This window comes from Roseateles sp. FW301-B2 (assembly GCF_058788955.1).
The window spans coordinates 134,929-156,016 of the sequence record NZ_JBYTBE010000010.1 but is presented as its reverse complement, the minus strand read 5'-3'; the positions used below and the strand labels follow the sequence as shown (position 1 = coordinate 156,016).

Here is a 21,088-nt window from a genome sequence, read left to right as displayed (position 1 = left end):
GGGTGGGCGGGGCCCACCTCATGACGCTCGCACGCTTGGGGCTCGGGAATTTCAATATCGCGGATTTCGATCGATTTGAAGTGCATAACTTCAATCGGCAAGTTGGCGCGCAAATGGCTACGCTGGGTCAGCCCAAGGTCGAAGTGCTTGGGCGCATGGCGCTGGAGGTCAATCCGGAGGCGCGGATGCGCCTCTTTCCGGAGGGGGTGCTGCCGGATAATGTGGGTGATTTCCTGCGCGACGTGGATGTGTATGTGGATGGCATTGATTTTTTTGCCATGGATGCGCGCAAGCTGATCTTTTCGGAATGCGAGCGACGGGGCATTCCTGTGCTGACCGCTGCGCCGCTGGGTATGGGTGTGTCGCTGCTTTATTTCCGTCCCGGTGGGATGAGTTTTGAGGACTACTTCAAATTTGAAGGGCAGTCGGTGCAGGAGCAATATGCGCGCTTCATTGCTGGGCTGTCTCCGGCGATGCTTCAGCGCAGCTACATGGTTGCCCCGGAAGCTGTTAACTTCGTTGAGCGCCGGGGGCCTTCCACGATGATGGCCTGTGATCTATGCGCGGGGGTGATGGCAACTTCGGTCTTGAAGCTAATTCTCAAGCGTGGCGAACTTCGCGCCGCCCCCTGGGCCATGCAATTTGACGCCTTTCATCAGCGTCTGCGTTTTACATGGCGCCCTTGGGGTAACGCCAATCCCATGCAGCGGCTGTTGTTGGCATTTATTAGGCCGGTATTGCGCGGGCAAGCGGCTCAGAACTGACCAAGTGCAATGTCGGCAAGCCTGCCCAGGCGTGACGTAGTGCTGCTAAACGTGCCATGAGGCAGGGCGGCACTCAGTCGGGGGGTTTGCATGGTCGGGGCGACTAGGGTGCAATGCGCAGCCAATCAGCACGGTCGGTCTCGGCCTGATGTCGTGTGGTCCGTCACGCGTTTAGGCAAGAGCTTCAGGTGGTCGGCACGAAAGCTGTCGATACTTTGCTCACAGTGGGCGCTTGTGTTTGTTGGGTAGCTCAAGTTTGGTTTTCTGGTCCGCTCGACCGTTGTCGATGTGCCATGATTCCTGACCTGAAGAATTGGATCGTAGAGAGGATTCGTCGTGAAGCTTGGAATCAAGTCGTATCGCCGTGCAGTGCAAGCTGTGATCATGGGTTGCGTGGTGTCGGCGTTGTCTGCCTGCGCAGGTTTCGGTGGCAGTGGGTTGCCCGCAGCGCCAGCGAAGGTTGCCAGCCAGGATTACAGCTACATCGTCGGTGCGGGTGACAGCCTCAACATCATCGTGTGGCGTAATCCTGAGCTCTCGATGGCTGTGCCGGTTCGTCCCGATGGAAAGATCGCGACACCGCTCATCGATGAACTCGTGGCGCAGGGCAAGAACTCGATCGAGATTGCACGGGACATCGAGAAGCAGCTGTCCAAGTACGTGCGGGACCCCGTGGTGACCGTCATTGTGACGGGCTTCGTGGGGCCGTACAGCGAGCAAATTCGCGTCGTCGGGGAGGCAGCCAAGCCTCAGTTTTTGCCTTACAAGCAGAAGATGACGCTGCTTGATGTGATGATCGCAGTGGGTGGCTTAACGGACTTTGCGGCGGGCAACGACGCCACTATCTTGCGATCGTCTGAAGGCAACAAGCAGTACTCCGTGCGATTGAAAGATCTGATCAAGCGCGGAGACGTATCGGCCAACGTTGAAATGCGTCCGGGCGACATCCTGATCGTGCCGCAAAGCATTTTCTGATTGGATTGAGCCCCTGCGGGCTTGGTCTTGTTCTCCTGTCCGGTTGCCGGCCTCGTGTTCGTCTTGACCGCTTCGGTCGTGAGGGCCGGTCGGTGAATGTGGGTTCCCCTCCTTACCAAGTGTTATTCCGATGGACTTATTGATAGCCCAGTTGCTTTCCGTCGCAAAGCGCATGTGGAAGTACCGTTGGTACGGTGTGGTCGTCGCGTGGCTTGTTGGCGCGATTTTGGCTGTCGTGGTGCTGCTGATGCCGGATCGTTTCGAGGCCAGCGCGCGTATCTACGTTGACACTCAGTCGATCCTGAAGCCGCTGATGTCCGGTCTGGCGATCCAGCCGAACGTTGAACAGCAGGTCGTGATGCTCAGTCGCACGCTGATCAGTCGACCAAATGTCGAGAAGCTCGTGCGTATGGCGGATCTGGATCTGAAGAGCCAGTCCAAATCAGAGCAAGAAGCGACAATCGATCGGGTGACCAAGGCGTTGGCAATCCAAAGCACCGCCCGGGACAACCTCTACACCTTGTCGTATCGAGACAAGGATCCCGAAACTGCCAAGCGAGTTGTTCAATCGTTTGTTTCCATATTTGTTGAGTCAAGCCTGGGTGCGAGCCGAAAAGACACGGCCACTGCGGCGACCTTCATCAACGAGCAGATCAAGAACTATGAGGCGAAGCTGGAGGAGGCTGAAGGGCGTTTGAAAGCCTTCCGGCTGCGCAATATCGAATTGACGGCGGCCGATGGCAAGGACTCGGCTGCAAGGCTGGCTGAGCTGTCGGCGCAGTTGGATCGTGCCCGCCTCGAACTGCGTGAAGCTGAGAATGCGCGAGATGCCGCTGAGCAGCAATTCGCCGGCGATGCAAAGAATTCGGCCATGCCGAATTTGCTGCCGGATTCGTCCCTCGGGGTCTCTACGCCGGAGATCGACGCTCGCATCGATGCGCAGAAGCGCAATCTCGACGTTCTGCTGCAGAGGTACACCGACATCCACCCCGATGTATTGAGTACGCGGAAATTGATCAAGGACCTGGAAGAGCAAAAACGCAAGGAGGTCGCTGAGCTTCGCAAGGCTGCACTGGCGGCTCCCGCAGGCAATGCGACGGGCGGCAACATCGCGCAGCAGGAATTGCAGCGCATGCTGGCCTCTAGCAAGGTGCAGGTCGCGGCGCTGCGCGCACGCGTTCAAGAGTATTCAAGCCGTTACGCAGCTGCGCTTAACGCCATGAAGACGTCCCCGCAATTGGAGGCGGAGGCGGCTCAGCTGAATCGCGACTATGCGATTCACAAGAAGAATTACGAAGACCTTGTATCGCGTCGCGAGTCCGCAGCGATTTCGGGTGAGCTGGATGTCGCCAGCGGTGTTGCAGACTTCCGCTTGATTGATCCGCCGCGCGCCTCCGACAAACCTGTCGCGCCTAACCGAATACTTCTCCTTGCCGGTGCGTTGGTGGCCTCGCTGATGGCCGGTATTTTTACTTGCTTCGTTGCATGCCAGCTGCGCCCGGTGTTCCATGACGCTGCAGAACTTCGAGCACGAAGCGGCTTGCCGATTCTTGGGGTGGTCTCAAGTTTGGTGACCGTCGGTGAGAAGCGGCGCGAACGCATCGACTTGCTGCGCTTTGGTGCTGCCGCCTTGGGGCTCATCGGTGCATTTGCTGTGGGAATGACGGCGATGGCAATTTTGTTGGCAAAGCAGGTGGGGTGAGCGATGAGTAGCCTGATTGAACAAGCCGCGCAGCGCCTCGAGCAGCTGCGCCAATCCGGGGTTAGCGTTCCTGAGTTGGAGCCGCAAGCGGTGCAAGCCGCAGCAGTAGCCGGGCAAGTTGCACCACCCGTTGCAAGCGCTGAGAGTCACGCCTTATCCCGGCGCGTGGATCTGGATTTGGACATGCTGCTTGCTCAGGGCTTGTTGACGCCGAATGCGCCGCGCTCGATGTTGGCGGACCAATATCGCGTCATCAAACGTCCCCTGATCAAGAATGCCATGGGCAAAGGGGCGGAGACCATCAATCACGCCAACTTGATCATGGTGACGAGCGCCTTGCCAGGCGAGGGTAAAAGCTTCACCTCGCTGAATCTGGCCATGAGTATTGCGGCGGAGATGGACAACACCGTCATGCTGGTGGACGCCGACGTCGCGCGCCCTTCGGTATTGCGCATGCTCGGCCTTCCGCCAGGGCCCGGTTTGCTCGACATTCTGGAGGAGCGCGCTTCCATTGCCGATGTGCTCTTGCGTACCAATATCGACAAGCTAACGGTATTGCCCAGCGGCACTCCCCATCCACGTGCAACTGAATTGCTTGCCAGTGACGCAATGACGGCCTTGTTGAGTGACATGGCCGAGCGCTATTCCGACCGGATCATCATTTTCGATTCGCCACCCTTGCTGCTCACTACGGAGTCGCGCGTGCTGGCGTCCCACATGGGGCAGATCGTTGTCGTTGTGCGTGCTGACACGACATTGCAAAGCGCTGTGCAGCAGGCCCTGGCTACGATCGAGGCCTGCCCGCTCAAGCTCATGATCCTCAACCATGCCCGCGGGGGGGCCTCAACCGGCTACGGCTATGGCTATGGTTACGGCTATGGCTACGGATATTCGAATGACGACAGTGCCAAGGCGGCTTGACGCAAGAATGTTCGGTCGGCCTGTTTTGACCAACCATGGCCGTGCGCGCGCTTGCCAGCTTGCGACCATGAGTTTGTTGTGTCTGGCCGGTGCTGCGCAGGCACAAGGACAGGGGGCGGGGGCGCCGGCAGTAGGCCTCAAAGTCGTGCCGCGCCTTTCCATTACCGAAATGGTGACGGATAACCTGCAGCTCGACGACGCGGCCAAAGACCGAGCCATCATCTCGACCTTGGCGCCTGGCGTCAGCATGTCGATGAATTCTGCAAGGGCGCGCTTTGTCCTGGACTACAGCCTGAGCGGTTTGGCTTACAGCAAGACCGATCAGAAGACCCGAACCCAAAACATGCTTGCAGCCAGTGCAAGTGCACAGCTCGTGGACAACTGGCTCAGCATGGATGCTCGAGCACAGGTGGGGCAACAGGCGCTGTCGGCATTCGGTGCGGTCGGCGGCAATAACTCGCTGGTGAACCAGAACCAGGCCGAGACAGCCCAGGTCAATCTGACGCCCATCATGAAAGGCCAACTCTTTGGCTTGGTGCGTTATGACCTTCGTAGCAGCCTCACGGAGACACGCACCAAGAACAGCGCAAGCGGTGACGTGAGCGGCCGCCTCAGCTCATTGCGGGTTGAGAATCTGACTGGCGCGCAGCAGCCGCTCAGCTGGTACTTGAATTCGCAAGTCCAAGCCACCGATGTCAAGCTCGGCCGCAGCAGCCGGACCTCGTCCCAGACGGCCGGGCTGCGCTGGCGTCCAGACGTCGATTGGACCGCGGGCGCATTGGCAGGGGCAGAGCGCAGCGATTTGGGATCGATCACGCAGACCACCGGCACGACCTATGGAGCTGACGTCGGATGGACGCCGACACCCCGCACGAACGTGCAGCTCAGCTGGCAACATCACGTCTACGGTAATAGCCACAGCCTGCGATTCGAGCACCGCATGGCGCGTTCCGCTTGGCGGCTGAGTGACAGCGCTGATTCAAGCGCCGGTGGCGTCACTGGGGCGGGTGGGCAGTTGACGAGTTATGAACTGTTGTTCCAGCAGTTCGCCAGTATTCAACCTGACCCAGTCAAACGTGACGAACTGGTCAAAGCCTACTTGCAGGCCAATGGGCTCTCACCCGATGCCATCGTCGGCAGCGGATTCATCAGCAGCGCACCGCTTCGAACTCGTCGCCAGGACGCCTCTTTTTCCTGGACCGGCGTACGCACCGCGCTCATTGCTTCGATTAATCAGAGCCGCTCTGTTCGCCTCGGGCCGCAGCCTGGCCGGGCGGACGATCTGGCCACCAGCGGCTTCGTCAGGCAGCAGGGTGTAGCGCTTAGCCTGAGCCACCGGCTGACGCTGGAGTCTTCGCTCTCTCTGACGACTAACTACCTCCGCACGCGCGGCGATCTGGCGAGCCAGAGTACGCATTTGAAGGCCATCGCGGCCAATTGGAATGCCCGGCTGGGCCGTCAGCTTTCCGGTCAACTGGGATTGCGCCATGCGCAGTTCTACAGCCTCATCAAACCCTACCGGGAGAACGCTTTGTCCGTCACCCTGGTCCAGCAGTTCTAGACCATGTATGAAGCGTTCTATGGACTGAGCAGCAAGCCTTTTCAGCTCAGCCCCGACCCAAGTTTCTATTTCGGCAGCAAGCAGCACCGCCGTGCCAAGGCGTACTTGGATTACGGTGTGCTGCGCAGCGACGGATTTATCGTGATCACCGGCGAGATTGGCGCCGGCAAGACCACCTTGCTGCGCGGGCTGCTCGACAGCCTCAACCGCAGCAATGTGGTGATCGGCAACGTCGTGACCACGCAGTTGGACGCCGAAGACACGTTGCGCATGGTCGGGGCCGCCTTTGGCGTACGCGTCAAGGAGCTTTCCAAATCCGAGCTTCTGATGGCGCTGGAGGCTTTCCTGGTGGGGCAGGTGGCGCAGGGCAAGCGTTGCTTGTTGATCGTGGATGAGGCACAGAACCTGACCTCGCGTGCGGTCGAGGAACTGCGCATGTTGTCGAATTTTCAATTCGGCAATCAGTCTTTGCTGCAGACTTTTCTGGTCGGGCAGCCCGAGTTCAGGCAAATTCTGCAGAGCCCGGAGATGGAGCAATTTCGTCAACGTGTGGCGGCGACCTGCCACATTGGCCCGCTGGCAGAGGACGAGACCCAGCGCTATATCGAGCATCGGCTGAAATGTGCCGGCAGTACCGGCAAGCCGAGCTTCGATCCGGAAACATTCGCCTCCATTCACAGCGCCAGCCAAGGCATTCCAAGACGCATCAATTCGCTGTGCGATCGTCTGCTCTTGCTGGGTTTCATGGCCGGTCGCACCCATCTTTCCGTCGCCGATGTTGAAGAGGTGCTCCAAGACGTTGCGAAGGAAAACGAGCTGCCAGCCATTGCACCCGTGCAAGGTGGTGCACAGCGGGCGCTTGCGGCATTGCCCGATGAAGGCGTAAGCATCGACCTGACTCAGTTTGAGCATGAACCTGGGGCATTGGATGGTATTGCTACCGATTTCGGCCAGCTCGGCCAGCACCAGGTCATGGATCGTTTGCAAAGCCTTGAGTCCAGCCTCATGAGGTTGGAGCGCATCAATCTGCAGACACTAGGACTGCTGCAAAAGTTCGTTGAGGCGGTGCGTGGTGGTTCCGGTGAGGGCAAGCCGTGAGCCAACTTCGCAACGCCATGACGATTGATGTCGAGGACTATTTCCAGGTCTCGGCATTCGCCCCGTACATCGCTCGTGGCGATTGGGAGCGGTGCGAGTGTCGCGTTGAGCGCAACGTCGACCGTATCCTGGCGATGCTGGACAGGCATGGAGTCAAGGCCACGTTTTTTACACTGGGCTGGATCGCTGAGCGCTATCCTGGTCTGGTGCAGCGTATCGCGCATGCCGGACACGAGCTGGCGTCGCATGGCTACGGGCATGAGCGTGCGAGCGACCTGAGCGTGGATGCATTCCGCCAGGACGTCGTGCGCGCGAAACAACTGCTCGAGGACATTGCTGGGCAAGCGGTGCAAGGCTATCGCGCCCCCAGCTTTTCAATCGGCACCGCCAATCTGTGGGCGTTTGACGTGTTGCAGGAGGCGGGCTATCGCTACAGCTCCAGCGTCTATCCGATCCGGCATGACCACTACGGCATGCCTGATGCACCGCGCTTCGCGCATCCGGTGCGCGACGGCTTGCTGGAAGTCCCGATCACGACACTGGAGATGTTCGGCCGCAACTTGCCGGCCAGTGGTGGTGGCTACTTTCGCTTGCTGCCGTACGCGTTGTCGCGCTGGATGTTTCAGCGCGTCAACGAGCAGGCGCGGCAATCGGCGATCTTCTATTTTCACCCCTGGGAAATCGATCCGGAACAGCCGCGCGTGGCGGGCATAGACGCCAGGACGCGCTTCCGCCACTACGTGAATCTGCCTCGCAACGAAGCGAAGTTGGACCGGCTGCTGAGCGACTTCTCGTGGGGCCGCATGGACGAAATCTTCATGACGCCCGGGATGCGTGAGGTGCAGGTTGCCTGAGCCCGTATCGTTCACGATCAAACGCCTGGATGAGAGTGACGCCGCAGGCGCAGCGCGTTGGGATGCTTTTGTTGAAGGCAATCCTCAAGCCAGCTTCTTCCATCTCGCCGGGTGGCAGGCGGTGATTCGCAAGGCCTTCCGGCACGCGACCTACTTTCTGTACGCCGAGTCGGGCAGTGGCGAGGTACTGGGAGTGCTGCCCTTGGCGCATATTTCCAGTTGGCTGTTCGGCAAATCGCTGACAGGCTTGCCGTTTGGCGTCTACGGTGGCGTGGCGGCAGTGGATGCCGACGCCGCCGAAGCCCTGGAGCGCGAGGCCTCGCGCCTGGCGCGGGAACTTGGGGTCGACTATCTCGAACTGCGCAATCAGCAACGTCGGCGTGGGGATTGGCCTACCCAAGAACTCTATGTCACTTTCAAGCTGAACATACCGGCGGTGCTGGACGACAAGATGCTCTGCATTCCGCAGAAGCGTCGCAATATGGTCAGAAAGGCCGAGAAGCTGGGCTTGCGCGCGGTGGTTGACGACTCCGTCGAGAATTTCTATCCCGTCTTCTCGGAGAACGCTCGCAACCATGGCACGCCGGTGCTGCAGCAGCAGTACTTCCGGGAACTCAAGCAGGTGTTCGGAGCGCGCTGCGAGATCCTGTCCATCCACGACAGGGAAGGCCGCTGCATCTCGAGCATTCTGTGCTTCTACTTCAAGCATGAAGTGCTGGCCTATTACGCGGGCGAGTCCCGCGCGGCCCGCAACACCGCGGCCAATGATCTCAAGTACTGGTCGGTGATGAAACGTGCCGCCGAACGGGGGTGCACCGTGTTCGATCTGGGACGCAGCAAGAAGGGTACCGGTTCGTTCGAGTTCAAGCGGCTCTGGGGCTTCGAGCCGCAGCAATTGCACTATCAGTACGACCTGATCACTCGGGACAGCATTCCGCAGAACAATCCGACGAACAAGAAGTACCACCTGTTCATCGAAGGATGGAAACGCCTGCCCTTGCCGATAGCCGAGCTGATTGGGCCAATGCTGGTGCGTAACCTAGGCTGAGCCATGGCCAATGTGCTCATGCTGGTGCATCGGATGCCGCTGCCGCTTTTCAAAGGCGACAAACTGCGTTCGTACCATTTGCTGAGGCATCTGCAAGAACACCATCGCGTATTTCTCGGCACCTTTGTGGACGACCCTGGGGACGAGGAGTACCTGCCTGAACTGGAGCGTCTCTGCCCAGATCTGCAGGTCTGCCGTCTCCGGCCTTGGCGGGCAAAGCTGCGGTCGTTGATCTGTTTCTTGCGCGGTGAGCCTTTGACCTTGGGTTACTTTCACGATGCCGCGCTCCAGCGCTGGGTCAAGTCCACCGTCGACCGGCTGCGCATCGATGCTGTTGTCGTGTTTACCTCGGCGATGGCGCCGTATGCTCCGCGAGGCATTCCGACCGTGGTGGACTTTGTCGACGTCGACTCCGCAAAGTGGACCAAGTATGCCTCGGAGCATGGTTGGCCGATGTCTTGGGTCTATGCGCGCGAAGGTCGCCGCCTGCAGGCCTTTGAGCGCGCAGTCGCGGGACGCGCTCGCCAGTCCTTCTTTGTGACGCCGCACGAAGCGGCTCTGTTCCGCTCGACGGCGCCGGAGTGCAGTGACTCCGTGGGGGTGCTGCGCAACGGTGTGGACGCCGTCTTTTTCGCGCCTCATGCCGATCGAGCCAGTCCCTTTTCGTCCGATGAGCTGGCCCTCGTGTTCACCGGCTCAATGGACTATCTGCCCAATATCGACGGTGTCAGATGGTTCGTCAGCGACATACTGCCTCTTTTGCTGAATACTTGGCCGACACTGCGCTTTTACATTGTCGGGCGCAATCCGGATCCGCAGGTTCTGGCCTTGGCAAGCGAGTACGTGGTCGTCAGCGGTACCGTGCCTGATGTGCGACCCTATTTGCAATATGCCGCCGCCGTGGTGGCGCCGCTACGCCTTGCGGGAGGCATTCAGAACAAGATTCTCGAAGCGATGGCGATGGCGCAGGCCGTGGTGACGGTGCCGTCATGTGCCGAAGCTGTCGGGGCTTCCGCGGAGCAGGGCCTCTTTCGAGCAACAGACGCTGAGGCGTTTGCGGAGGCGGTCGGACGTCTGCTGCGTTTGGGCAGTGCCGACGTGCGGAGGCTGGGCATTGCTGCGCGAGAATTTGTACTTGAACATTGTCGGTGGGACAAGCAATTGCGACCTATTGATCGCTTTATCGGACCTCGTCCTGTGCTGGAGAAGACCTCGTGCTGAGTGCTGACACCATCAACCTCCCGGCCGCGCAGCGCTGGCGTCTATCGGCAGTGCTGCTGGCTGGCTTCCTGCTCGGATTCTTCGCACTGTATTGGGAGACTGTGACCTCGCTGGTGGGGATGTGGGAAGGTTCGGAAAATTACCGGCACGCCTACGTTGTGCCACCTATTTCGGCCTGGTTGATTTGGCAGAAGAGGCGGGAGGTGCTCGCCTGCGTAATTAGGCCGTCGCCGATGTTCTTGCTGCCATTGCTGGCAGCTGCATTGATGTGGTTGATCGGCGAATTGGCAGCGACCAACGCGCTCAGGCACTTTGCGCTTGTTTCAAGTTTGGTCCTGCTGGTGCCGGCCTTGCTGGGCATGCAGGTTGCGAAGGTGCTGATATTCCCGCTGGGGTTTCTCTTCTTTGCCGTCCCATTCGGTGAGTTCTTGTTTCCCGTCTTGACCTACGCGACCGCCGACGTCACGGTAGCGGCGCTGCGGCTTAGCGGCATTCCGGTCTTCCGCGAAGGGTTGCAGTTTGTGATACCGACAGGCCACTGGTCGGTTATCGAAGCCTGCAGTGGATTGAGGTATCTGATTGCCTCCGTGATGGTCGGCACCCTGTTTGCGTATCTGAACTACCAGCGTTTGAGCAAGCGATTGGCGTTTGTAGGTGCCTCGATCGTGGTGCCGATCATTGCAAATTGGGTGCGTGCCTATCTGGTGGTCTTGGTTGCGCATCTCACCGGCAACGAGCTGGGCACCGGCGTCGACCACATCATCGCCGGCTGGATCTTCTTCGGTATCGTCAGCCTGGGCATGTTCATGATCGGCAGCAGATTCGCCGACCCTGAGGGCACGAGCCCGCTGGGCATGCCGATATCGTGCACCGGCAATGCCGCCAACGAGCGCAGCGCGCGACAGACCTTCACGATGGTTGCCTTGGCGGCGGCGCTGGTACTGGGCGTGCCACACATTGCGTTGACATCGCTTAAGCATTTGGAGAAGAGTGGCGAGCCCGTGCTGACGCCCGTCGCCCTTGCCGCCAACGGCTGGCTTGAGCAGATTTCGCCCGAATCATTCGGATGGGAACCCAGCTTTCTCCAGCCCTCCGCCGTGTTGAAGCAGACCTTCAGCAAGGACGACCATGTGCTTGGTTTGTATGTCGGGTATTACCGCCATCAGGACGCGTCGCGCAAGCTCGTCAGCGATCAGAACCAACTGGTGAGAACGGACAACAAGCAATGGTCTGAGGTCAGTGTTGGCCGCACACAATTCGAGCTAGGCGACCAAGCGTTGGCGCTGAACACCTCGGAATTGAGATCGAATGCTGGACAAGGGGCGCCAGAGGAACGGCTGCAGGTTTGGCAGCTGTATTGGGTGAATGGGCGCTGGACCGCCAGCAAAGCTGAGGCGAAGGCCTTTGGTGTGCTGTACCGCTTGCTGGGGCACGGAGACGACGGCGCTACCGTGGTGCTCTACCTCCCGAAGCGCCAGGGTGTGGACGGCGAAACCGTTGCCACCTCATTCCTGAAGGCCAACTTGACCGCGATAGACCGCGAGTTGCAGCGCGCGCGCGCCACCGGCTCCGCAGCGAATTGACGTCCTCAGGCCATGAACCCTGTGACATCCACATCGGCATCTGCTGTCGGCCAGACTGGGGCCTCGCTTGCGCCGTTGATCATGCACATGCTCTACCGTTTCGACATCGGCGGCTTGGAGAACGGTGTGGTGAACCTCATCAATCGGATGCCAGCGTCGCGGTATCGGCATGCCGTGGTGGCGCTCACGGAAGTTAACCCAAGCTTTGCGCGGCGCATCCAGCGCGACGATGTGCAATTCATCTCCCTGCACAAACCGCCGGGGCAGGGGTTTCGCCTTTACCCGGCCATGTTCCGCCTGTTCAGGCAACTGCGGCCCGCTATTTTGCACACGCGCAACTTCGCCGCGCTTGAGGCGGCGGTGCCAGCCTGGGCCGCCGGGGTGCCTGTGCGCGTGCACGGCGAGCATGGACGGGACGTGAATGATCTGGATGGCACGCGGCGGCGCTACCAAGTCATGCGCCGTGTCTACAGTCCCTTTGTGCATCGGTATGTCACCGTGTCCCAGGATCTGGCGGGCTACCTCGTCAAGCCCGTGGGCATTGCTGCAGATCGTATCCAACAAATCTACAACGGCGTGGACGCCATGCGCTTTCATCCGCCGGCGTCAGGGCGAGAGCCGATCCCAGGCTGTCCGTTCACGGACCCCGAGCTATTGCTTGTCGGCACCGTGGGTCGGATGCAAGCCGTGAAGGATCAACTCAATCTGGTGCGAGCCTTCATCGCGGCACTTCAGGCACGGCCCGGATTGCGTGGCCGCCTGCGCCTGGTCATGGCCGGTGACGGACCTTTGCGCGCCCAGGCGGCTGCTGAACTAGCCGCTGCAGGCCTGGCGGAACTGGCTTGGCTGCCTGGCGATCGGGACGATGTGGCATTGTGGATGCGCGGTATGGACTGTTTTGTGTTGCCCTCGCTTGCCGAGGGCATCTCCAATACCATTCTCGAGGCCATGTCCAGTGGCTTGCCGGTGATCGCTACGGCCGTGGGGGGCAATGTGGAGCTGGTCCAGGACGGTGTCACTGGTTGGCTGGTGCCGGCGGGGCAGCCGCAGGCACTGGCCGATAGGCTTGTGCAGATGGCCGAGGATACGGCTCTGCGTCATCGAATGGGCCGAGCGGCGCGCGCGGAAACGGAGCGGCGCTTTGCGCTGCCCGTCATGGTGGATGCCTATATGTCCATGTACGACGAACTGATGTCGAGCCGTGGCGTGCCGACACTACAAGCGAGAAGCTGATCATGTGTGGAATCACCGGAATCTTTGACACGCGTGAGCAGCGCAATATTGATGCCGCTGCCTTGCAGCGCATGAACGAGTCGCAGCATCATCGCGGCCCCGACGAAGGCAGTGTGCACATAGAGCCGGGTCTCGGCATGGGGCATAGGCGGCTGTCGATCATCGACGTTGCCACGGGCCAGCAACCGCTATTCAACGAAGACGGCAGCGTGGTGGTGGTTTTTAATGGTGAGATCTACAACTACGGTTCGTTGATCCCCGAGTTGCAGGCGCTGGGGCATGTCTTTCACACCAAGAGCGATACCGAGGTCATCGTGCATGCCTGGGAGTCTTGGGGTGAGGACTGTGTAAAGCGATTCCGCGGCATGTTTGCATTCGCGCTGTGGGATCGCAATCAGCAGACCTTTTTCATGGCGCGGGATCGATTGGGTGTCAAACCCATGTTCTATGCCGTGCTGGACGACGGCCAGCTGCTGTTTGGTTCTGAATTGAAGTCCGTATTGGCCCATGGCGGGCTGCGGCGCGAGATGGATCCAATGGCGGTGGAAGAGTACTTTTCTCTCGGCTATGTGGCCGAACCCCGCACCATCTTCAAGCAGGCCAAGAAACTCTCGCCGGGGCACAGCCTGTGCATACGACGCGGCGCCGCGCTGGGGCAGCCGCGTGAATACTGGGACCTGCGTTTCAGCCACAGCAATCCCATCGGTGTCGAGGATGCCTGCAGCGAGTTGGAGGCGCGGCTGAAGGAGTCTGTCAAGCTGCGCATGATTTCAGAAGTGCCGCTGGGTGCTTTCCTTTCGGGCGGCGTGGATTCCAGCGCCGTCGTGGCGACCATGGCAGGACTGTCGGACACGCCCGTGAACACCTGTTCGATCGCGTTTGACGATCCGGCCTACAACGAGTCCGAGTTCGCGCAGATGGTGGCGGACCGATATCGCACCGCCCATTCGGTTGAAATGGTGAAGAGCGACGATTTCGATCTGATCGACACCCTGGCGCGTCTATACGACGAGCCCTATGCCGATAGCTCGGCCATCCCGACCTACCGCGTCTGCCAGTTGGCACGCAAGCACGTCACCGTGGCGCTGTCGGGCGACGGTGGTGATGAGACCTTTGGTGGGTATCGACGTTACCGCTTGCACCTGCTGGAAGAGCGCATGCGTTCCTCCACGCCGGAGTTCCTGCGCCGACCACTGTTCGGATTGCTTGGCCGCATTTACCCCAAGGCCGACTGGGCGCCGCGCGTGTTCCGCGCCAAAACGACGTTTGAGGGCATCGCGCGCAATTCGGTGGAAGCTTACTTTCACACGATGTCCATCATGCGTGGTCCGATGCGTGAACAGTTGTTCAGCGACAGCTTCAAGCGTGAGCTCGCAGGCTACTCGGCGCTGGAGGTCTTCGAACGTCACGCGGCGCGCGTCGAGTCTGACGATCCGCTGGCGCTGATCCAATACCTTGACACCAAGACCTATCTTGTCGGTGACATCAATACCAAGGTGGATCGCGCCAGCATGGCGCATTCATTGGAGGTGCGCGAGCCGCTGATGGACCATGAGTTGGTGGAGTGGATGGCGACATTGCCGTCGTCGTTGAAGATTCGGGGGCAGGAAGGCAAGTACCTGCTCAAGAAGGCCATGGAGCCTCAGCTGCCTAACGATGTGCTGTACCGTCCAAAGATGGGCTTTGCCGTGCCCCTCGCGCGCTGGTTCCGCGGCCCGCTCAGAGACCGCATGCGGCAGGCTGTGCTGGGGCCTTGCCTTGAGGGCACCGGATGGTTCAACCGCGGCTATCTGGAGCATTTGATCGATGCCCACCTGTCAGGTGCCAGAGACTACAGCGCGCCACTTTGGACGCTGATGATGTTCGAGGCATTCCTTAGGCAGGTTCTACCCGCCACCGATCACAAGGTGCTGGAAGTCGGAGCCGATCGCCGTCGTGATTCAAGCGCAGCCATGGGAGCGCCCGTGAATGCGTGACATTGCCCTTGTGATCATCATCCTGCTGCTGGTGCTCAAGGGTATGCGCGCGCCTTGGGTGGCGGTGCTGGGCTGGACTTGGGTGAGCATGATGAACCCGCACGGCCTGAGTTACCGCCTGAACGACGCGCCAGTCGCCATGGTGTTTGTGCTGAGCGCTCTTGTCGGTCTGCTCGCTTCGCGAGACCGGAAGGAGTTTGTCGTCACGCGCGAGACAGTGGTGTTCATGCTGTTCATGACGTGGATGTGCATCACCCTGCCGTTTTCAATCGTCTTCGACGACAGCTTCGAACTCTGGAAGCGCGTCATGAAGATTGATGTCATGTTGCTCGTGACGCTGGCCGTGCTTTATTCGCGCCGACATCTGCTGGCGTTTGCTTGGGTGGTGGCAGGCTCGCTGGCTTTCTACGGTGTCAAAGGCGGCTTGTTTACCCTGGCTACGGGTGGCAACTATCGGGTGAATGGACCCGAGGGCGGCTATATCACCGGCAACAATGAAGTTGGCTTAGCCCTTGTCATGGCGATCCCTTTGCTGCGCTTCCTGCAGACGACCGTAACTGCGAAGTGGAAGCGTCATGCACTGACCGGTGCGATGTTGCTCTGCGGTATTTCGGTGCTCGGCACACAGTCCAGAGGCGCTTTCCTGGCCGTCAGTGCCATGTTGGTGGTGATGTGGTGGCGCAGTGACAAGCGAATGCTTGGCTTGCTGCTTCTTCCCGTGCTGGCGGTGGCCGCCTTGTCGTTCATGCCCGAAACCTGGTGGTCTCGCATGGACACCATCAAGACATACCAGCAGGATGACTCAGCGCTGGGGCGCTTGAATGCCTGGGCGATGGCCTGGAATCTGGCGACCCACAACTTCTTCGGGGGCGGTTTCTCGGTCACGTGGCCGCAGATATTCCTGATGTACGCGCCTGAGCCTGATCGGATGCACGCTGCGCACAGCATCTATTTCATGGTACTTGGCGAGCATGGATTCATCGGCCTTTTCCTATTCTTGCTTTTGTTCGTGTTGACCTTCATGTCGGCAGGGCGCCTTCGCACCCAAGCCCGTTTGCGGCCCGAAACATTGTGGCTTTCCTCCCTGGGCGCCATGTGCCAGGTCAGTCTGATTGGTTATGCCGTTGGTGGCGCGTTCCTCAGCCTCTCCTATTACGACCTGCCCTACAACATCATGGCCCTGGTCGTCATGGGCTGTCGTTGGATGGACAACAAGCTATGGCTGACTGACGCCGATGCAGGACCGCGCCAGCCTCAGATGGACTTAGCCCGCACGCCGACATGACTCCCTTGACGCTGGCTTTTTCGGCCTTATCGCCGGCCGGTGCTTCGGCCAAGTTGAATATCTTCATCTTTCATCGGGTATTGCCCGAGGTCGACCCCTTGTTTCCCGGTGAGGTGGATGCACGGCGGTTCGCCACCATGCTTGACTGGTTGAAGGCTTGGTTCGAAGTGCTTCCGCTCGACGCTGCCGTGCGTCGTTTGGCCGATGGCAGCCTGCCGTCCCGTGCGGCGGCGATCACCTTTGACGACGGCTACGCGGACAACTACACCGTGGCCATGCCGTTGCTGCAGCGTGCTGGCATGTCGGCGACTTTCTTCATCGCTACCGGCTTTCTCGATGGCGGCCGCATGTGGAATGACACCCTGATCGAGGCAGTGCGCCATTCCCCGCGGGAACGCTTGAATTTGCGTGAGTTGGCGCCTTGCTATGCCGACTTGCCCGAGCTGCCGCTGGGCAGTTGGGCCGAGCGGCGCATGGCGGTCGATGCGCTTATCAATCGCAGCAAATATTTGGCGCCGAGCGATCGCCTGGCGCTGGTCGAGGCAGTGGCGCGCGAGAGCGGAGCCGCTGGCCTGTCTGACACCCTGATGCTCAGCTCGACGCAGCTGCGCGCGTTGCACGCAGGCGGTATGGGCATAGGCGCGCACACGGTCAATCATCCCATCCTGGCGCGCCTGAGCGACGGCGAGGCCAGGCAAGAGATGGCGCAAAGCAAGGCCAGCTTGGAAAGCTTGCTTGGTGAGCGTGTTGGGCTGTTTGCCTATCCTAATGGCAAGCCGGGCACTGACTATTCGCCAGCCAGCGTCGAGCTGGCGCGTGGGTGCGGATTTGATGCCGCGGTGTCGACCACGCAGGCCATCGCCAGCCGCGGCAGTGACCCGTTTCAACTGCCTCGTTTTACACCCTGGGGCCAGACACGGTCGCGGTTTGGCCTGAAGCTGCTGCAGAACATGTGGCGCGGCTGAGCACCGCCGCGCTCTTGGGTCAAGCGCTCAGTTTGAAGTTCGGCGTCTTCGCTCGCATCCACTGTTCCAGCATCATCAGGATCCAGATCATTTCGCCGTAGTAGCCAGGCGTTTCTTGCAGCAGGCGGCCAAGCAGTGCATCGGCGAAAGCCGGGTTGACGATGCCACGCTCGACGAGTGAACGGACTGAGTCGTGCGAGAGCTGTTGCAATCCCGCGTGCTTGAGCGTCCAGACGCCAAAGGGAAGGCCAAAGCCTTGTTTTTTCTTGGTCAGGATTTCGTCCGGGAGGAAACCCCGCAAGGCCTCCTTGAAGAACCAGCGCAGCTTAAGCCCTTTGAGCTTGAAGTCATCCGGCAGGCGCAGGGAGAAGTCGAGCAAATCATCGTCAAGCAGGGGGAATCCCACCGAGACGCCAGCAAGACGGGTCACTTCGCGAACCTTGGGTAGATCGCTTTCGCCCAGCGTGTAGCGCCAGTCAAACGCCAGCGTGGTGTTGAGCTCGCTGGCACCCCTTACTGATGACCATACCTTCTGTTGATGGCGCGGAGCCGCTTGCGGATCCATGTGCGCGAGTGCAGCCGGCGTCAGCACCTGGTCTGCACCAAGGCGAAGCAGCAGGTTGTATGCCTGCAAGCGCTGCGGCATAGGGTCGGTCGCCTGTTCAACGTAGCTGTGTGCTTTTCTCAGCCCCGGCGTGTTGGCAGCAAACTTGCTGAGGAACAAGGGATCCAGCAAAGATTGACGCAGACCCGCGGGGACGTGATTCCACCAGGAAAACACGCGCTGCTTGGCATAGCGTGAATTGCCGCCGAAGAGCTCATCACCGCCATCGCCCGCGAGCATGCGGTGGTAGCCGTCTTTGCGGGCTTTCAATGCACAGTAGTAGGCCGGTAGCGCTGAGGAGTTTCCAAACGGCTGGTCGTAGTGGGCCGCCACCAAAGGAATACCGGCCACCAGATCGTCAGGGGTGACGTAGTACTCATGGTGATCCGTGCCGAACTGCTTTGCCGCGATGCGGGCGAACGCCATCTCGTCGTATCCATCGGCATCGAAGCCAATGGAGTAGGTGGTGGCGGGACGACCGGTGACGCGTCCAACCATGCCCGCCACCGTGGAGCTGTCCGTGCCGCCGCTCAAGAAGCAGGCTGTGGGGATCTCCGGATCCAGCTGGCGCGAAACCGCCGTTTCCAGATGTGTAAGAAACTCGCTTCGTGCACTGTCGAACTGCAGATTGTCGTTGGGCTGGAATTCGGCAACCCAATAGGGTTCGACGGTCAGTTGGCCCCGGTCAAACCAGACATAGTGACCCGGTGGCAGGCGGTACACCGACTGGAAGATGGTTCGTGGCGATGGAATGCAATGGAAGTACAAGTAGTCGAACACGGCCTGCAGGTCCAACACGCCAACGTCGCCCAGCGCATCTGCCCTGTCCGCGCTGCGCAGCTGCGTGCCGTCCACCCGGTAGCAAAGAGTCTCGATCGCAAAACGGTCAACTGCTAGCAGGCAGCGGCCCTGCCCGTCATGCAGTGCCAGCGCGAAGCTGCCGCCGATCGCACGCAAGCTTGAGCGGCGTTGTGCCGGCGTCAGCGCCGGGTCCAGAAGCGCCGCTGCCTGAGCCGGCAATGGAGCGTTGAGGCCATGCTGGGCAGCATTCGCGGCCCAGCGCGGCCGCCCGCGTATCGGCGTTGGATATTCGGCGTTGGCTTGCATGGATTCGACGGGCATGTTGGCAGATTGACTTGTTGATGGTGTGAGCAGCTCGCTGCGAGTTCATCTTGCCGATCACGACGGATCGTCGCCGTGGACCGCCAGTGGCAAGGCCAAATCAGCGCTTTGCCTGCAGATCAAAGCGGACCGACCGAACCTGTTGGCTGTGCTGCCAGCGCTGGAACTGCTCACTGCAGCGGCGTCGGCGTCGACCCCGACGAACTGGCGGCAGGGTCGGGCGTCGATGCCGCCGCGTCCGGTGCAGATGCCGCGGAAGCGGCCGCCTCGGGCGGGATTGGTTTGGCTTCGGGAATGTCCTTGAGGGAGCCGCCTAACTGCACATAGAGACGGCGTAGCGGCTCGGCGTTCGGGACCTGGGCGAGGCCGTCGCGAACCGTGCTCAATGCGTCCTTCTTGTTGCCCACCTTGGCCAGGGCATTGCCCCAGGCGAGGTAGGGCGGCCAATAGTCAGGCTTCACCGTCCATGCTTCGGCGTAGGACTCATAGGCTAGGCCCCAATTTTCCGTCACAACGGCAGCGTCTCCGCGCCGGGTCAGCATTTCGGGCAATAGCGGAAAGTTCCGGATGGGGCTACGGAGCAAATAGTCGAACTCATGGATTGCCTGCTTCGATATCCTGACACGCGTCTTGTCGCTTGCCGGTAGCGAGAGCGCGCGTTGCAACAGGACCATTCCATAACAGTAGTGATGGATTGCGTTGAATTGCGGGCCCATGCGCCCCACCCAATAGTTCCAGCGCGGGCCGTGCTGCTGGTAACTGTCGCCTACCTCGGAATCCAAGCAGTAGTTGGGCAGCGCGGCCAATTCAGCGCGGCTTATTTCATACAGCCCGGCATGCGCAGTGACTGGAAGGAGTGCGCCCAGCAGCGCTGCACAGAAAAGAACAGCGTTAATTTCACGATGCAGACTTGACCGGAGGAGAGGCAGTGTTTTCATGGATAACAGCGAGTTGTGAGGCGCCCGTCATGCTTGAGAGCGCAATACCATGAGCGGGCCCTTGGACAGGCCCGGCAGATCAACGCGAGGCAGGTTTGATCTTCTTCAGAAATTGTGCCGCAATTTGATACCACGGTTTGACCGTACGCCAGATGCGCTCACGTGAGCAAGCCACAAAACCGTCCAGGGATTTCGTGTTGTACGCAATGATGCCCCATCGTTCTCTGCGCTGATTCATCCATGTCTGTTTATAGGGGTCGTCACCACTCAGGAAATCAACTTCCGTAACTTTGTCAACGTCTAGCACGTGCTGCATCAGCAGGGCTGAGACGAGCGTGCCGATCGAGTAGTTCTTGAACTCTTCGCGGTATGCAACTTTGTAGATTTTTGCGCGGCCATGCGAGACGATCCAAATCTGCGCAGCAATGGGGGCGCCATTCAGTCGTGCCACGCCCAGTCTGAGCCAGCCTTTACTGGCACATAAACGTATCAGCCCCGGCACGAATTCTGGAAACGGCTCCGGCTTTTTCCAACTGGCGGCATACACCGTCTCGTAGTCGGCGATAGCCCGATCCAGCGCCTCACCCTCGGTGAGCATCTCCAGCGTCCCCCCGTCGCCGGAGAAACGCTTCTCCATGCGCCGTATCGTGCTCCTGAGGGTGCCCGAGCGAGTCATCAGGTATTCGGCCCATGGCTGCGTCGGGGCCAGGAACCAGTTGCCGAAACAGAAGAACGTAAAGGGAGGAAGGCCGGCAAGTCGCAGTGCGTCAAGCGTCAATGCGAACGCGTGGCTTTCAGGATTCAGCGGTGCAAACCGGAAGCTTGCCAAGCCCGGGAACTGCTTGACTATCGCCCGGAACACGCGCGCGAGTCGGCGAGCATCGAGTCCAGGGCCAAAGGCCGGTTCATACAAGGTGGTGTAGTAGTTTCCCAAAGCATGAGCGTGACGCGAGCGACCTTGCGTCGTGACAAGCAATGGCAGCACCAGGACCGGCCGGGTCTGATTCCTAACCACGCAAAAGCATGCGCCAGGCTCCTGGGGGAAGACCGTGTCTATCAGGTTTGCGAACCAGTCTGCGCCAAACTCCATGTCACTGGCCTCATGCGCAGACAGCATGGCCAATACATCCGCTGGCAGTTCCCTGGGATGAGGGTGGAACTCGATGACGTCGCTGGCAGGACTCGTGGGCTGGCCGAGCCTGGCGGCGCTGGTGCTTTGCATGATGGATAAACGTCGG

The 21,088-nt window shown here is 60.1% G+C and carries 17 protein-coding genes; 14 read left to right on the top strand and 3 right to left on the bottom strand.

Annotated elements, in window-relative coordinates; all coding sequences use genetic code 11:
- The 14 genes from AC3WQY_RS09565 to AC3WQY_RS09500 all read left to right on the top strand — a co-directional run.
- A partial coding sequence (locus AC3WQY_RS09565) for a ThiF family adenylyltransferase (protein WP_492707800.1) occupies positions 1–764 on the top strand: 764 nt, incomplete at its 5' end.
- Between the two features lie 384 nt (positions 765–1,148).
- Entirely contained in the window at positions 1,149–1,739 is a 591-nt protein-coding gene (locus tag AC3WQY_RS09560) for an XrtA/PEP-CTERM system exopolysaccharide export protein (RefSeq protein ID WP_492707805.1), read from the top strand.
- A gap of 130 nt (positions 1,740–1,869) precedes the next feature.
- Positions 1,870–3,441, top strand: coding sequence for an XrtA system polysaccharide chain length determinant (locus AC3WQY_RS09555; protein WP_492707796.1), 1,572 nt, complete (start codon positions 1,870–1,872; stop codon positions 3,439–3,441).
- 3 nt (positions 3,442–3,444) lie between these two features.
- Positions 3,445–4,362: an XrtA-associated tyrosine autokinase gene (locus AC3WQY_RS09550; RefSeq protein ID WP_492707792.1), complete on the top strand. Its 918-nt coding sequence runs from the start codon at positions 3,445–3,447 to the stop codon at positions 4,360–4,362.
- A gap of 67 nt (positions 4,363–4,429) precedes the next feature.
- Positions 4,430–5,923, top strand: a complete 1,494-nt coding sequence (locus AC3WQY_RS09545) for a TIGR03016 family PEP-CTERM system-associated outer membrane protein (RefSeq protein WP_492707787.1) — start codon at positions 4,430–4,432, stop codon at positions 5,921–5,923.
- Between the two features lie 3 nt (positions 5,924–5,926).
- Positions 5,927–7,021 carry an XrtA/PEP-CTERM system-associated ATPase gene (locus AC3WQY_RS09540; protein ID WP_492707782.1) on the top strand — a complete coding sequence of 365 codons (1,095 nt, stop codon included), beginning with the start codon at positions 5,927–5,929 and terminating at the stop codon, positions 7,019–7,021.
- A 17-nt stretch (positions 7,022–7,038) separates the two neighbouring features.
- Positions 7,039–7,875 carry an XrtA system polysaccharide deacetylase gene (locus tag AC3WQY_RS09535; protein ID WP_492707778.1) on the top strand — a complete coding sequence of 279 codons (837 nt, stop codon included), beginning with the start codon at positions 7,039–7,041 and terminating at the stop codon, positions 7,873–7,875.
- The gene (locus tag AC3WQY_RS09530) at positions 7,868–8,923 is read left to right on the top strand and encodes a FemAB family XrtA/PEP-CTERM system-associated protein (RefSeq protein ID WP_492707774.1); all 1,056 of its coding nucleotides are present in this window, start codon (positions 7,868–7,870) and stop codon (positions 8,921–8,923) included. Before AC3WQY_RS09535 ends, AC3WQY_RS09530 begins: the two co-directional genes overlap by 8 nt.
- Positions 8,924–8,926: 3 nt before the next feature.
- Positions 8,927–10,144, top strand: a complete 1,218-nt coding sequence (locus AC3WQY_RS09525) for a TIGR03087 family PEP-CTERM/XrtA system glycosyltransferase (RefSeq protein ID WP_492707771.1) — start codon at positions 8,927–8,929, stop codon at positions 10,142–10,144.
- Positions 10,138–11,727 (top strand): exosortase A, encoded by a 1,590-nt coding sequence (gene xrtA / locus AC3WQY_RS09520; protein ID WP_492707769.1) that lies wholly within the window; start codon positions 10,138–10,140, stop codon positions 11,725–11,727. The genes AC3WQY_RS09525 and xrtA overlap by 7 nt, the downstream gene beginning before the upstream one ends.
- Before the next feature lie 81 nt (positions 11,728–11,808).
- The gene (locus AC3WQY_RS09515) at positions 11,809–12,960 is read left to right on the top strand and encodes a TIGR03088 family PEP-CTERM/XrtA system glycosyltransferase (RefSeq protein WP_492707767.1); all 1,152 of its coding nucleotides are present in this window, start codon (positions 11,809–11,811) and stop codon (positions 12,958–12,960) included.
- A 2-nt stretch (positions 12,961–12,962) separates the two neighbouring features.
- A complete protein-coding gene (locus AC3WQY_RS09510) occupies positions 12,963–14,936 on the top strand; it encodes an XrtA/PEP-CTERM system amidotransferase (protein WP_492707765.1) in 1,974 nt (657 codons plus the stop codon).
- Complete coding sequence (locus tag AC3WQY_RS09505; protein WP_492707763.1) at positions 14,929–16,221, top strand: putative O-glycosylation ligase, exosortase A system-associated; 1,293 nt, start codon at positions 14,929–14,931, stop codon at positions 16,219–16,221. Before AC3WQY_RS09510 ends, AC3WQY_RS09505 begins: the two co-directional genes overlap by 8 nt.
- A gap of 5 nt (positions 16,222–16,226) precedes the next feature.
- Positions 16,227–17,186 (top strand): polysaccharide deacetylase family protein, encoded by a 960-nt coding sequence (locus tag AC3WQY_RS09500; protein ID WP_492707761.1) that lies wholly within the window; start codon positions 16,227–16,229, stop codon positions 17,184–17,186.
- Between the two features lie 19 nt (positions 17,187–17,205).
- Here AC3WQY_RS09500 and AC3WQY_RS09495 read toward each other — a convergent pair whose 3' ends face one another.
- The 3 genes from AC3WQY_RS09495 to AC3WQY_RS09485 all read right to left on the bottom strand — a co-directional run bounded on the left by AC3WQY_RS09495 (position 17,206) and on the right by AC3WQY_RS09485 (position 21,072).
- Entirely contained in the window at positions 17,206–18,912 is a 1,707-nt protein-coding gene (locus tag AC3WQY_RS09495) for an asparagine synthetase B family protein (RefSeq protein ID WP_492707759.1), read from the bottom strand.
- 170 nt (positions 18,913–19,082) lie between these two features.
- A complete protein-coding gene (locus AC3WQY_RS09490) occupies positions 19,083–19,850 on the bottom strand; it encodes a hypothetical protein (protein WP_492707757.1) in 768 nt (255 codons plus the stop codon).
- A gap of 79 nt (positions 19,851–19,929) precedes the next feature.
- Positions 19,930–21,072 carry a GNAT family N-acetyltransferase gene (locus tag AC3WQY_RS09485; protein WP_492707755.1) on the bottom strand — a complete coding sequence of 381 codons (1,143 nt, stop codon included), beginning with the start codon at positions 21,070–21,072 and terminating at the stop codon, positions 19,930–19,932.
- Between the last annotated feature and the right edge of the window lie 16 nt (positions 21,073–21,088).